This window comes from Paenibacillus barengoltzii NBRC 101215 (assembly GCF_004000745.1).
Lineage (GTDB): Bacteria > Bacillota > Bacilli > Paenibacillales > Paenibacillaceae > Fontibacillus > Fontibacillus barengoltzii.
In genome coordinates this window covers 16,259-29,400 of the sequence record NZ_BILV01000078.1, presented here as the reverse complement: position 1 = coordinate 29,400, position 13,142 = coordinate 16,259, and the positions used below count along the sequence as shown (strand labels likewise).

The window sequence follows — 13,142 nt, the reverse complement described above, 5'->3', positions numbered from 1 at the left end:
AGCGTGCGGGCGGCTGCGGCCGCGTAGGCCGCGGGGTAGCTCGCCCCGGTGGCGAGCTCCTCCGCCAGGGCCGCCCGCAGCGCCTGCGGTTCGGCGGCCAGCCGCTCGGCCAGCGGCAGCAGCGCCGTCAGCGCGCCAGCTTCGCTGCCGAAACATAGATGCGACGTGATCCCCGTCGCATCCAGCAACGCCACGGCTCCGTAGGCGAACCACTCCGCCGGCTGGGCCGCGTAGGCGACCGGCAGCTCCAGCACCACGTCGACCCCGAGGCGGAGGGCCATCTCGGCCCGCGCCCACTTGTCGACAAGCGCCGGCTCACCGCGCTGCAGGAAATCGCCGCTCATCACGGCGATGACCGCGTCCGCCTGTGTCAACCGCTTCGCCTCGGCGAAATGGTAGGCGTGACCGTTATGGAGCGGATTATATTCAACGATAATCCCTACGATCTTCAAAGGACTCGACTCCTTATTCTCCGGGGTGATAGTTTCAAATTTTCATTTATGAATATACCACAATATACCATGAAATCGGCGCGGTACGGCAAGGGGGAAGTGAACGACAGCTTTTCCGCAGGATTATCGCTTTATTGTTGACAAAACTTACTTAAAATCGGTATAATAACTTTTGTTTGTTTGGAGTGATGCTGATGATTATTCATTTACGTCAGGTGAACTCGTCCGGAGCTCCGGTGAAGATTCATCAAGCCTTGGACGTAAACCATGTCGTTAAAGGTCGCAGGGACATTACCGCGATCAGTCCGCTTCAGGTCGATTTGCAGGCGGAAGCTGCCGGCGGAGACGTAGTCGATGTCAAGGGTCAGCTGACCGCAGAGCTCGATATGACCTGTTCCCGGTGTCTGAAGCCCTTGAAGCAGGTTGTGCAAGCGGAGTTTTCAGAGAGCTTCAAACAAGGCGACGATCCCGAGACAGACGTACAGGCGCAGGAAGAAGACGATGACTTGCATTATGTCGCCGACGACAAAGTCGATCTCGTGCCGTACGTGGAAGAGACGCTGTTGCTTCATCTTCCGTATGCCGCTCTGTGCGAGGAATCCTGCAAAGGGCTATGCCCGGTTTGCGGAACGGATCGGAACGAGCGGGATTGCGGCTGCAATACGGATAAGATCGATCCGCGACTCGCAGCGCTCGGCGATTTTTTCAAAAAATAAGCAAGTAAACAAGAAATAAAGCCCCGGTTAGGGTTGACTTGAATAAGGAGGTGGGAACCATGGCAGTACCTCAACGGAGAACGTCCAAAACGCGCCGCGACAAACGCCGCACGCATTTCAAATTGGCTGTGCCGGGCATGGTAAAATGTGAACAATGCGGAGAATTGAAGCTTGCTCACCACGTTTGCAAAGTTTGCGGAACTTACAAATCGAGAGAAATCATTGGCCAATAAGCTTAAAGTAACAACTCAAAGTAGTACTTCATTTCGATGAGGTGCTATTTTTTTTGTCTTTGTTGTTGCCGCCTCCCGTGCCGCCTCCCGTCAGGTTTATGGCAATTTCGCTTTTCTTTTGGGACGGGATGCTTTATACTACATTTTAGTACCAGGTTCTAAAGAATAGCTTCGCCAACTATTACATATAAGGGAACGTTGATATTATAGATAGACCATCATTGCTTGCTGAAGAGGGGGGGATACCCATCGAACGTTTGCCGAAGCGGGCGAGGCAGCAACAGCTCGTCCAAATGATAGAAGCTAACCCGTTTATTACGGACCAAGAGCTGACCCGTCAGCTGAAAGTCAGCATTCAGACAATCCGTCTTGACCGCATGGAGCTGGGCATCCCGGAGCTCCGGGAGCGGATGAAGCTGATGGCGGAACGGTCGTATGACCAGGTTCGTTCCTTGCCGCTGCATGAGGTCATCGGGGAGATCGTCGATCTGCAGCTGGACAAGAGCGGGATCTCCATCTTTGAAATCCGTGAGGAGCATGTGTTCTCCCGGACGGGGATCGCCCGTGGACATCATGTGTTTGCCCAGGCGAACTCCTTGGCGGTGGCTGTGATCAACGACGAAATCGCTTTGACATTCTCTGCAGACATCCGGTTTATCCGTTCGGTGCATCTCGGTGAGAAATGCATTGCGAAAGCTTATGTCAGACCCAATTCCGGCCAAAAAGGCAAAGCGAAGGTTGAGGTCTTTACTTACGTAGGCGAAGAAATGGTATTCCAAGGGAATTTCGTCATCTACCGGTCCACCGGAGAGGACACTTCAGAAGGAGGAAGTCAGCATGAGAATCGCCATTGATGCGATGGGCGGAGATCACGCGCCGCAGAGCACGGTCGAAGGTGCACTGGCCGCAGCCAAGGAATGGAGCGATACCGAAATCATTCTGGTTGGTAATGAGCAAGTGCTGAAGCCGATGCTGCAAGGAGCGCCGGCAAATTTACGAATTTATCACGCGTCCGAAGTGATCGAAGCGGAGGACGAGCCGGTTAAGGCGGTTCGCCGCAAAAAGGACTCTTCGATGGTTGTCGCCGGACGGCTTGTCCGCGAAGGGGAAGCGGAGGCGATGATCTCCGCCGGCAACACCGGTGCATTGATGACTACGGGACTGCTGGTGGTCGGGCGGATGGAAGGGATTGAGCGGCCCGCGCTTGCGCCGATGATCCCGACGGTGGATGAGCGCGGCGTGTTAGCGCTTGATCTTGGTGCCAATATGGATGCCAAGCCGGAGCATCTGGCCCAGTACGCCCTGATGGGAAGCATCTATCGCGAGAAGGTGCACGGCATTAGCAAGCCGCGGGTGGGTCTGCTGAATGTCGGCACCGAAGCGAAGAAGGGCAATGAGCTTACCAAATCGGCTTTCCCGCTGTTAGAGACGATGCCGATTAACTTTGTTGGGAACGTGGAAGCCCGGGACATCTTGACCGGAGCTTGCGACGTGCTGGTGTGTGACGGCTTTGCGGGAAATATTTTGCTGAAATCGCTGGAAGGTACGGCGGGCACAATGTTTTCGATTCTGAAGAAGGAATTTTCGAAATCGTTGAAGAACAAGCTGGCTGCAGCCGTATTAATGCCGTCCCTGCGCGGATTGAAGAAGACGATGGACTACAAGGAGCATGGCGGAGCGCCGCTTCTTGGTTTAAGTGGTTTGGTCGTGAAGGGGCATGGATCCTCTGACGGAGGTGCCATTAAGAATGCTGTACGCCAAGCGCGTACGGCGTTGCAAAGCAAATTGACGGAAAGTATAGCACGTGAAATCAGCGGGGAGTGAATGAGGATCGTGACAAAATTACGTTCGGTTGGAATTATCGGGACCGGGAAGTACGTTCCGGAAAAGGTGCTGACGAATGCCGATTTGGAGAAAATCGTAGATACGAATGACGAATGGATCGTTTCGCGTACAGGAATTAAAGAACGGCATATCGCCGCACCGGACCAAGCGTCCTCCGACTTGGCTTATGAAGCGGCCGTTCGGGCGTTGGATTCCGCGGGTTTGAAAGCGGAAGAGCTGGATTTGATCATTGTGGCAACGATCACCCCGGACATGGCGTTTCCTTCGACCGCTTGCATTTTGCAGGACAAGCTCGGTGCGAAGAAAGCGGCTGCCTTTGATTTATCCGCCGCTTGTTCAGGGTTTGTTTACGGAATGGCCACGGCGAACGGATTTATTCAGACTGGAATGTACCGGAATGCACTGGTGATCGGTGTGGATACCTTGTCCCGCATCACGGACTATACGGACCGGAACACTTGTGTTCTGTTTGGGGATGGGGCCGGGGCTGTCGTGCTCGGCGAGGTGCCGGAAGGCCGCGGATTCTTGTCCTTTGATCTCGGCGCGGAAGGGGCCGGCGGCGAGTTGCTGAAGCTCGAAGCGGGCGGTTCTCGCCTTCCTGCTTCGGAGGCGACCGTGGCGGATCGCAAGCATTACATTTATATGAATGGCCGCGAGGTGTTCAAGTTTGCCGTACGCGTGATGGGAACGGCAACCGAAGAAGTGCTTCGCAAAGCAGGGAAGACCAAAGAGGACATCGATCTCTTCGTCCCTCACCAGGCGAATATCCGAATCATCCAATCGGCGAGAGAGCGTCTGAATTTGCCGGAAGAGAAGTGCGTGATCAATGTGGATAAATACGCCAACACTTCGGCGGCTTCGATTCCGCTGGCGCTGGTTGAAGCAGCAGAGGATGGACGCATGAAGGAAGGCGACACCATCCTGCTCGTTGGCTTCGGAGGCGGACTAACCTGGGGAGCATCCGTGCTCGTGTGGTAATCTAGGCGATCGCCATTCGGATACGCGAGAATGGATGGACATTCACCGGACTTTTACGATAGGGAGTGCACAGGATGGGCAAAATCGCTTTTGTTTTTCCGGGACAGGGTTCCCAAAGCGTTGGAATGGGCAAGGATATATATGACGCGCTGCCGGAAGCACGGGCGCGGTTCGAAACTGCAGATGAGCAGCTGGGCTTCAAGCTCACCGATCTGATCTTCGGCGGACCGGACACGGAGCTGAAGCAGACGGCCAATACACAGCCGGCGCTCTTGACGACTAGCGTGGCGCTATATGAGGCATTTGCCGCCAAAGGCGTTCAACCGGATTATGTTGCCGGTCACAGTCTGGGCGAATACAGCGCGCTGACCGCAGCCGGTGTTCTTCACTTTGAAGATGCCGTGAAGCTTGTTCGGGCGCGCGGCGAATTTATGGAGCAAGCGGTGCCGGGCGGGCAAGGCGCGATGGCAGCCGTCCTTGGCGGCGAGCGTGACGCACTTGCTAAGCTGTGCGCCGACATTACTGCTGGCGGTGCGCTGGTTGAGCTGGCGAATGTGAACTGCCCTGGGCAGATTGTGGTCTCGGGAAGCCGAGAAGGGGTCGACCTTGTTATTGAACGGGTGAAGGAAATCGGAGCCAAACGGGCGATCCCGCTGGAAGTCAGCGGTCCGTTCCACTCTTCTTTGATGAAGACGGCTGCGGAACGGCTCGGCGAACGACTGGCTGCGGCTTCGTTTCAAGATGCCAAGGTGCCGGTGGTCGCGAACGTGACAGCTCGCCCCGTTCAAAACGGCGTAGAGATTGCCGAATTGCTGGTTCGTCAAGTGTATTCCCCAGTGCTTTGGGAGGACAGCGTGAGCTGGCTCCTGTCCCAAGGTGTGGATACCTTCGTAGAGATCGGACCTGGCAGTGTCTTAACCGGTTTAATCAAGAAAATCGATAAATCGGCGCGTCTGTTTAACGTCAGCGGATTGGACAGCCTGGAACAGACGGCTGCAGCTTTCGCTGAATAGGTAATAGCTCGATTTAACCTTCGGTTTTACCTCGCCGCAAAGGTGCCGTTTGGCGCAAAGAATGGCGATAGGATCATAGAGGCAAACTAGAGCTTTGATTTTTTAAATGCTTCGCATATGTTAGGCGAAAGGAGATGAACCGTATGAGCAAACCGCTGCAAGGGAAAACCGCTTTGGTCACGGGGGCTTCACGTGGAATTGGCCGCAGCATTGCACTTGCTTTGGCTGAGGCGGGAGCTGATGTCGTTGTCAACTATGCGGGAAATGAAGAAGCCGCCGCCCGCGTCGTTTCTGAAATTGAGGCGCTTGGTGTGAAATCCTACGCGGTAAAAGCCCATGTAGGCAACAGCGAGCAGTTTGAGGAAATGGTGAAATCCATGCTGGATTCGTGGGGCCGGATTGATATTCTCGTGAATAACGCAGGGATTACAAGAGATAATTTAATTATGCGTATGAAGGAAGAAGAGTTTGATCAAGTCATCGAGACGAATCTCAAAGGCGTATTTAACGGCATCAAAGCCGTAACCCGCCCGATGATGAAGCAGCGCTCGGGACGAATTATCAATATCTCTTCGGTGGTTGGCGTGCTCGGCAATGCGGGCCAAGCGAACTATGTCGCTGCCAAAGCCGGGGTGATTGGCTTGACCAAATCTTCAGCACGCGAGTTGGCTTCGCGCGGGATCACCGTGAATTGCGTCGCTCCCGGATTTATCGATACCGATATGACGGGCGAGCTTCCGGAGGAGTATCGCCAGAAGCTGCTGGCGGATATCCCACTGGCCCGCTTGGGACAACCTGAGGAGATCGCCAGCGTGGTTCTGTTCCTCGCCTCGGACAGCGCGGCATATATGACCGGTCAGACGCTGCACGTAGACGGCGGAATGTACATGTAAAAATCACGCCTTTCGCTTCTATGGCATTTTAACTTCAAATCTCTTATAATACCAAAGAGGAGGTGAACCGGATGTCCGATATCTTGGATCGCGTAAAACGCATTGTTGTGGATCGCCTCGGCGCTGATGAAGCCGAAGTGACCCTGGAAGCGTCTTTCAAAGACGACTTGGGTGCGGATTCGCTTGACGTAGTTGAGTTGGTCATGGAATTGGAAGATGAATTCGATCTGGAAATTTCCGACGAAGATGCAGAGAAGATTACGACTGTAGGTGAAGTTGTAAACTACATACAATCTCATACCTAATGTCATCCAAAAGTCCCGTACCTCCTACATAGCAGGCGGGACTTCTCCTCATCTTCAGCTCTTCAAGCATTCGTGCTTAAGACTTAGAATGATTAGTACACATGAAGTCCATACGAGGTGAATGTGTTTGAAGCATAGAGTAGTAGTTACAGGAATGGGGGTCGTGACCGCGCTTGGACAAGACCTTGATACGCTGTGGAATAACCTTGTTCAGGGGAAGTCTGGCGTTTCAAGAATCGAAGCGTTTGATGTCAGCGAATACCCGACGCAAATTGCCGCCTCCGTGAAAGATTTCAATCCAGAGGATTATGTGGACCGGAAGGAAGCGCGGAAGATGGACCGCTTCGTGCAATTTGCCGCCGCTGCGGCGGTCAGCGCCATGAAAGACAGCGGCCTCACCATCGGTGAGACGGCCGATCCGGAACGGGTTGGCGTGATGATTGGTTCAGGGATCGGCGGTCTTGGAACTTGGGAAGACCAGCACAATATTTTGCTGGAGAAAGGTCCAAAACGCGTCAGCCCATTTTTTATTCCGATGATGATTGCGAATATGGCATCGGGCCATGTATCGATCATGTTTGGAGCGAAGGGTCCGAACACGACGGCGGTGACTGCGTGCGCGACCGGAACTCATTCCATCGGCGATTCGTACAAGCTGATCCAGCGGGGAGATGCCGATGTGATGATTTGCGGAGGCGCGGAAGCAACGATCCGTCCGACCGGTATGGCAGGGTTCTGCTCGATGCGGGCGATGTCGACCCGCAACGACGAACCGGAGAAGGCCAGCCGGCCGTTCGATCTGGAACGAGACGGTTTTGTCATGGGCGAAGGCGCCGGGATTCTGATTTTGGAATCGCTGGAGCATGCACAGAAGCGCGGTGCTAAAATCTACGGTGAAGTGATTGGCTACGGCTTGAGCGGAGACGCTCACCATATGACCGAGCCGGATCCGAACGGGCCGGAGCGTTGCATGAAGATGGCGATCCGTGATGCCGGGATTGCGCCGGAAGAAGTGGATTATATCAACGCCCACGGGACATCGACTCCGGTTGGCGACCGCTCGGAGACGATTGCGATCAAGCGGGCGTTTGGCGACCATGCTTATCAGTTGGCGGTCAGCTCGACGAAATCGATGACCGGCCACTTGCTTGGGGCTGCCGGCGGGGTGGAAGGTGTCATCTGCGGGCTCACCTTGAAGCATGGCATCATTCCGCCAACGATCAACTTGGAGCATCCGGATCCAGAATGTGATCTGGACTACGTTCCGAACGAAGCCAGACGTGCGGATGTCCGCGTCGCGATGTCCAACTCGTTTGGATTCGGTGGACACAATGCCACGATCATCATGAAGAAATACGAAGCATAAGGGGTTAAGTCCGGTGAATGGAGATCTGAAGCAGTTACAGCAAAAACTTGAACTGGTATTCCAAAATCGGCAGCTTCTGAAACAAGCCTTCACTCATGCGTCATACGTGAATGAGCATCGCTTCAGTCAATATGAGGATAACGAACGGCTGGAGTTCTTGGGCGATGCCGTTCTCGAATTGACCGTTTCGGAGCATTTATATCGGTTATTCCCGGATCGTCCTGAAGGCGAGCTGACCAAATTGCGCGCCGCGATCGTCTGTGAACCGTCGCTCGTGAAATTCGCCGAAAACCTGGAGTTTGGCAAATACGTCCTGCTAGGCAAAGGCGAGGAGTTGACGGGTGGGCGAACTCGTCCTGCTCTGCTCGCGGATGTGTTCGAATCCTTTATTGGCGCTTTGTACTTGGACCAGGGCCTGGAAGCAGTTACTGCGTTCCTTCATCGCCATGTATTCCCTAATTTGACCCTTGATGGCAAGCTGTCAACCGGCGACTTCAAAACGGAGCTGCAGGAGCTGACGCAGCATCATGGCATGGGCACATTGGAATACCGGATCATTGAAGAACGGGGACCGGCCCATGAGCGCGAATTCGTTGCGGAGGTCCGCATGGATGGGCGTCCACTTGGCCAGGGTACTGGCAGATCCAAGAAGGAAGCCGAGCAGCAGGCCGCCGCCGTGGCGCTGGAGTTGCTTAAGAGCTCTGAGCTTTGAACATTGCATGAGAAGTGAATATGGAAGAGAAGAAGGCATCCCAAGATTGATCAGGGAGGCCTTCTTCTCTTAGATCAGACCGATCGTGCTGTTAGTTACTTTAAACCACTGGAGATATTCAATCCTTATCGGTTTTATTTTGTTCTGAGTGATTTATTTTTGAGGTACAACATTGAGTATCTACTGTGGGGATCCCACTTAATGGGTCAAATTGATACAGGGAAATATAAAGTCTCCGTAATTCTTGTAACTGCACGGCTAGCTCCAATCCGAACTTAAAAAAAATTTCCTTTTCCTTTTCAGAAATATCTTCACAGACACAGTTGGCATAAGAAATTACGGCGCCGTGAACCGCCTGAATGCTTTTTAATAGTTTATCCTGAATTTCGAAAGTATCGCTTCTTGAAAATATGAAAAGGGCTCCGAATCTTTGGTAGAATGGTGTTTACTTGGAACACTACACCCAAAGAGAGGAGCACCTTATAGGTGAAGTCTACCACAACGATCAGCAAAATTAAAACAGAATTTTCACTACAAAACGCAACGAGCTGCGGCGGCATCAAAATCTTCCTGGCCTTTCTCGAAAAAATCAAACTGCCGGAGGCGATGTGCAGCCTCTCCGGCGGCAAAGCGCGCAACTCCCTCTTCCCCGTTTACCGTATTCTGCTCTATCTCATCGTTGGCTGGATGCTTGGCTGCGAACGGATTTTTCATTTCCGTCGTTTGCAAAGCGACGTGCTGCTGAGGCTCTTTCTCGGCGGCCGCTGCCCGCATCACAGTCTGTTGTACAAGGAATTGATCCGGCTTGGTCGTTTCTGTCCCTCTCTGGTTAACGAACTGCGGAGGCTGAATCAAGAGATCATTCGACCCTGCTTGCCACCTGAGCTGATTCTCGATCTGGATTCCACGGTAGAGACCGTGTATGGCGATCAGTCCGGCGCGGCCAAAGGCACAAATCCACACAAGCCCGGGCGTAAGAGCTATCATCCCCTGCTTGCCTTTGAAGGCCAGAGCCGACTAAACTTGAACGCCGTGCTTCGACCGGGCAATACGCACTCTTCCACCGATGCGGCCGACTTCCTGCGGCAAACCTTTAGACTGCTCGACGAACACAAAGTGAAGTACGCAAGGTTCGACAAAGGCTTTGGCGGTGAAGATTTTTACAGCTTGTGGGAGCAGCACCACATCGGCTATGTCGGCAAGCTGAAATGGACCCAGCGGCTGGCCAAGGAAGTTGGGGCTTGTCGTTACTGGACGCGATATGTCGACGAAGAGTGGATCATCGAAGGTATTTGCTTGATCTACCAAGCGACCTCCTGGAACAAGGCGCGTCGTGTAGCGATCATCCGTAAGGCGCAAGTGTTCGAGGAGGGCCAAGGCCGCATTGTATTCGATTCGGACTGGCAGTACGAAGCCATGGTGACTAATCTGGAATGGGAACCGATCAATTTGTGGCGATTCTACAATCAGCGCTGCTGCATGGAAAATTACATTAAGGAAGCCAAGAACGGGTTTTCCATCGATCGCATTGCGACAGGTGATTTCAAAGCCAATGGTCTGGATCTGCTGATCAAGCTGCTGGCCTACAATTTGTTCGAGCGCTTCAAACGTGACTGCTGTGAGCCAGTCCATCAAGGCTATACGATTGCCCGGTTCCGTCTGGAATTCTTTTATTGCGCCGCAACGCTCATTCGGCATGGTCGCTCTATCCTACTCAAGCTTGCGAGGGACTTTCCCAGCCGTTATGTCTGGAAACGAATCGAGGTTCGAGTGGCGCAGTTAGAATAATGATAAGCAAAATTTTACATGGAAATCAGGACTGCCTCTTCATTGGGGAGGGGGAAAGACCATCTGCCGCAAGCTTCCGTCTCCACTAAAACATGGGAAACTCCCACCTTTTCACTTCTTAAGTCGCCATTGCTTTAGCATCTTGCATTGATCTTATGCACTTTCGAAATTCAGGTTTATGTCTACATAAACTTGACATAGAAATGTTCTCCTTTAAGATGATTTTGAAATAGAATATAATGTTACGTAATAAAAAAATAAAACGGATAAGACATCATACTACTATTTTGAAGTTCATTCATTACAAGAGGAACCTGAACAACAGCTTTTCTTAGGAAAGCGTATTGCTCAGGTTCTGTTCAAAAGAGGTGAAAGAGAGTGAATAAGTTTGTTTATGATAACGATTTGGACTTTATAAATGCTAAATATACTCTGTTTTGTTTTTTGTCATTTATTACAATGCGAAAGATTTTACGTTTAGAAGAAAAAAAGCGCCAACTGAAGCAAAGAATAGAAGAAGCTAAAAATATAAATTAGTATTATGTGGGTATCCCGCCGTCAATAGGAAAGCAATCTGTTTCACACGTTTTAATATTATTGGTGCACATATTGATACACAAGCTAGGTTTTATTTTAGCTGCAGCGCATGCAATAAGACAAAATTCATTTAGCTCAGGTACATATTTACAGTTGTATTCCCTCCATTCTTGGCCAGGAGGACAAGATGAGGCTGTATTTGCAGCAGGAGTGAAGTTGTTTTGCTTATTATCATCTACCGCTAATTTTTTTTCTTTGCCTGTGAAGTGATTTTCTATTACATTCCCCGATTGATTCAGAAGTGTACTTTTCGTTGTTACTTCCACTAGTTCATCATTTTCGTTATAAGACAGGACAAAAAGTTCAGGTTTACTTTTAGCAGATAAGATTAAATACTTAGTATTTTTATATTTGTAAAGTTGAGGACTATTTAGTTCGAGTGAAACCCCCTTGTCTTGTAAAAAGTTAGTTGCGCTTTTTATTCTTGGTTCTTCAACTTGCAGTTTAATTAACTTATTGTTTTCCATCCTAAATCCCACCTATTGATTATTGCAGGTGAGCTTTCCCTAGGATATAAATCCAAGATAACAGTATCCCGCAGTTTCCAGATTTAAGAGAAATTCATCTGCAAGATTAATATATTGATATACTTAACATCGTGTTACAAACGAAAATGAAAATGAACACTATGTCTAGTTGATCTTACTACTAAGTATGAAGAAGGGGATTATAAGTATTGAGAAAAATTCAATGTTCTGTTTGACTTTGATCTAAAAGATTAAATTGTAACATTCTAAAATAGAAGAAATTCCTAAGCTTAGTTATGTTTCGTTCAGAGGCTCTGTTAAGATTTACGGCAACTGCATCCTGAGCTCGGTCATCAGCGTCAACGTATCCATGCCGGCGTGGTTGCCGAGCAGGATGATCGTATACCCGCCGCCGAGCTCCCGGGACATGCCGGTGGCGTAGCCGGTACCGCTGCCATTGTGGAAGACGCGTGTTGTCCCGTTTTCCTGCTGAATCATCCAGCCGTAGCCGTAATTTTTCTCAGAATACGGGGTGAACATTTGGTCGATTGACGCTTGGCTAAGTACGCGTTCCGTTTCAAATGAGGCGATCCACGTCAACATGTCGTTGGCAGTGGAGTATAACGTGCCGGTCCCGGATTGTGAGATATAAGGGCCGTCCGGCGCCCAGAGTTGGTCCCCGGCACTAACGTAGCCCTGAAGGACCGGAATCGAGGGCTTCGCTTCGCCGGTGTCTTTTAAACCCAGCGGCTCCCAAATGCTCTGCTTCAGATATTCCCCATAACTCATCCCCGAGGCTTTCTCGATGATCCCTGCCAGCACGACATAACCGCTGTTGCTGTACATAAATTTGCTGCCCGGTTCACTCAGCAGCGGTTTGGAGCGGATCGCTTCGATGGTATCTTGCAAGGACATGCCCGCAACACGTGGAAAGTTGGGGTTGATGCCGGACAGGTGGGATAGCAGCAGGTGAATAGTAATCCGATCCCCACTAGGAAAACCGGGGAAATACGACTCTAATGTATCGTCTAGGTGAAGCTTTCCCTCCTCCGCGAGCTTCATGACGGCCGCCGCCGTAAACGATTTGGTCAGCGATCCAATGCGCGACTTTTGATCGGCCCGGACGAGCTGGTTATCGCCGTCATATCCGTACCCTTTGCGCAGCAGGATCTGGTCACCTTTAGCAATCATTGCGATGCCGGAGTACTTCTGGGCTTGCAAATAGCGGTCAGCTACCTCGGTTTCCGAAGAACGGATTGTCGCTGCGTCCGGGGTCAAGGCAACGTGCATCGTTCCTGACATTGCCACGGCATCCACCTCAGCCTTCAGCACTTCGGCTAAAGCCCGCAAAGGCACCAAGGTGACGCCGCCTTGATCTAACGAATTTACGCCGATCCGGAGCGGGTTGCCGTTGACGCTGAACAGATCCGTCCCCGCGCGGTGCAGGATCGTGTCCCCGTGTACCCGAAGCTCGGCAGCACGTTTCGTAGTATTCCATCGTACTTCTGCACCCAGGTATTCCGCCGCTTCACGCAAAGGGGCATAGGTCACGCCGCGATAAATGAGGGGCTTGGTTGTCCAGGCAACGGATTGCCCCCCTACGGTCACAGTTACGGATTTCCCCGCCTGCGTCTGCGAAGCGGAAGCCACTGGCAGTCCCGGCGATCCGAGGGAAGCCGTCCCAAGGCATACAGATATCATGATGCCGGCCAGGCGGGAAAGTTTTTTTGTGCTCATCAATGTTGCTCCTTTTACCGATATAAGAGGTTGGATTTTT

15 protein-coding genes are annotated in these 13,142 nt (G+C 51.7%); 12 read left to right on the top strand and 3 right to left on the bottom strand.

Features of this window, described 5'->3' with window-relative positions:
* On the bottom strand, window positions 1-452 hold a 452-nt coding region (locus PBA01S_RS18565), incomplete at its 3' end, for a nucleotidyltransferase family protein (RefSeq protein WP_164744200.1).
* Window positions 453-646: 194 nt separating this feature from the next.
* Here PBA01S_RS18565 and PBA01S_RS18560 point away from each other — a divergent pair.
* The 12 genes from PBA01S_RS18560 to PBA01S_RS22830 all read left to right on the top strand — a co-directional run bounded on the left by PBA01S_RS18560 (window position 647) and on the right by PBA01S_RS22830 (window position 10,838).
* On the top strand, window positions 647-1,168 hold the full coding sequence (locus tag PBA01S_RS18560) for a YceD family protein (protein WP_127576502.1): 522 nt from the start codon (window positions 647-649) through the stop codon (window positions 1,166-1,168).
* A gap of 59 nt (window positions 1,169-1,227) precedes the next feature.
* Window positions 1,228-1,401 carry a 50S ribosomal protein L32 gene (gene rpmF / locus PBA01S_RS18555; RefSeq protein WP_009222962.1) on the top strand — a complete coding sequence of 58 codons (174 nt, stop codon included), beginning with the start codon at window positions 1,228-1,230 and terminating at the stop codon, window positions 1,399-1,401.
* 257 nt (window positions 1,402-1,658) lie between these two features.
* Entirely contained in the window at window positions 1,659-2,255 is a 597-nt protein-coding gene (fapR, locus tag PBA01S_RS18550; RefSeq protein ID WP_028537792.1) for a transcription factor FapR, read from the top strand.
* On the top strand, window positions 2,239-3,225 hold the full coding sequence (gene plsX, locus PBA01S_RS18545; protein WP_016312478.1) for a phosphate acyltransferase PlsX: 987 nt from the start codon (window positions 2,239-2,241) through the stop codon (window positions 3,223-3,225). Before fapR ends, plsX begins: the two co-directional genes overlap by 17 nt.
* 9 nt (window positions 3,226-3,234) lie before the next feature.
* Window positions 3,235-4,224, top strand: a complete 990-nt coding sequence (locus PBA01S_RS18540) for a beta-ketoacyl-ACP synthase III (RefSeq protein ID WP_016312477.1) — start codon at window positions 3,235-3,237, stop codon at window positions 4,222-4,224.
* A gap of 74 nt (window positions 4,225-4,298) precedes the next feature.
* Window positions 4,299-5,237: an ACP S-malonyltransferase gene (gene fabD, locus PBA01S_RS18535; protein ID WP_016312476.1), complete on the top strand. Its 939-nt coding sequence runs from the start codon at window positions 4,299-4,301 to the stop codon at window positions 5,235-5,237.
* Window positions 5,238-5,380: 143 nt separating this feature from the next.
* Window positions 5,381-6,130 (top strand): 3-oxoacyl-ACP reductase FabG, encoded by a 750-nt coding sequence (gene fabG, locus PBA01S_RS18530; RefSeq protein ID WP_085169023.1) that lies wholly within the window; start codon window positions 5,381-5,383, stop codon window positions 6,128-6,130.
* A gap of 71 nt (window positions 6,131-6,201) precedes the next feature.
* A complete protein-coding gene (gene acpP / locus PBA01S_RS18525; protein ID WP_009222968.1) occupies window positions 6,202-6,435 on the top strand; it encodes an acyl carrier protein in 234 nt (77 codons plus the stop codon).
* A 127-nt stretch (window positions 6,436-6,562) separates the two neighbouring features.
* Window positions 6,563-7,801, top strand: a complete 1,239-nt coding sequence (gene fabF / locus PBA01S_RS18520; RefSeq protein ID WP_028537790.1) for a beta-ketoacyl-ACP synthase II — start codon at window positions 6,563-6,565, stop codon at window positions 7,799-7,801.
* A 13-nt stretch (window positions 7,802-7,814) separates the two neighbouring features.
* Complete coding sequence (gene rnc / locus PBA01S_RS18515) at window positions 7,815-8,513, top strand: ribonuclease III (protein ID WP_016312474.1); 699 nt, start codon at window positions 7,815-7,817, stop codon at window positions 8,511-8,513.
* A gap of 486 nt (window positions 8,514-8,999) precedes the next feature.
* The gene (locus tag PBA01S_RS18510) at window positions 9,000-10,301 is read left to right on the top strand and encodes an IS1380 family transposase (protein WP_127576501.1); all 1,302 of its coding nucleotides are present in this window, start codon (window positions 9,000-9,002) and stop codon (window positions 10,299-10,301) included.
* Window positions 10,302-10,679: 378 nt separating this feature from the next.
* Window positions 10,680-10,838 carry a hypothetical protein gene (locus PBA01S_RS22830; RefSeq protein WP_157273275.1) on the top strand — a complete coding sequence of 53 codons (159 nt, stop codon included), beginning with the start codon at window positions 10,680-10,682 and terminating at the stop codon, window positions 10,836-10,838.
* A 2-nt stretch (window positions 10,839-10,840) separates the two neighbouring features.
* Here the strand turns inward: PBA01S_RS22830 and PBA01S_RS18505 are convergent, their stop codons facing one another.
* Both PBA01S_RS18505 and PBA01S_RS18500 read right to left on the bottom strand, forming a co-directional pair.
* The gene (locus PBA01S_RS18505; protein ID WP_016312472.1) at window positions 10,841-11,365 is read right to left on the bottom strand and encodes a hypothetical protein; all 525 of its coding nucleotides are present in this window, start codon (window positions 11,363-11,365) and stop codon (window positions 10,841-10,843) included.
* Window positions 11,366-11,689: 324 nt separating this feature from the next.
* Window positions 11,690-13,102: a serine hydrolase domain-containing protein gene (locus PBA01S_RS18500; protein ID WP_127576500.1), complete on the bottom strand. Its 1,413-nt coding sequence runs from the start codon at window positions 13,100-13,102 to the stop codon at window positions 11,690-11,692.
* Window positions 13,103-13,142: the final 40 nt, after the last annotated feature.

Bases quoted from the DNA above. Each gene is read 5' to 3' on its own strand.
- PBA01S_RS18560 (WP_127576502.1), top strand. From the start codon at position 647: ATGATTATTCATTTACGTCAGGTGAACTCGTCCGGAGCTCCGGTGAAG.
- rpmF (WP_009222962.1), top strand. From the start codon at position 1,228: ATGGCAGTACCTCAACGGAGAACGTCCAAAACGCGCCGCGACAAACGC.
- plsX (WP_016312478.1), top strand. From the start codon at position 2,239: ATGAGAATCGCCATTGATGCGATGGGCGGAGATCACGCGCCGCAGAGC.
- fabD (WP_016312476.1), top strand. From the start codon at position 4,299: ATGGGCAAAATCGCTTTTGTTTTTCCGGGACAGGGTTCCCAAAGCGTT.
- fabG (WP_085169023.1), top strand. From the start codon at position 5,381: ATGAGCAAACCGCTGCAAGGGAAAACCGCTTTGGTCACGGGGGCTTCA.
- acpP (WP_009222968.1), top strand. From the start codon at position 6,202: ATGTCCGATATCTTGGATCGCGTAAAACGCATTGTTGTGGATCGCCTC.
- PBA01S_RS18505 (WP_016312472.1), bottom strand. From the start codon at position 11,365: ATGGAAAACAATAAGTTAATTAAACTGCAAGTTGAAGAACCAAGAATA.
- PBA01S_RS18500 (WP_127576500.1), bottom strand. From the start codon at position 13,102: ATGAGCACAAAAAAACTTTCCCGCCTGGCCGGCATCATGATATCTGTA.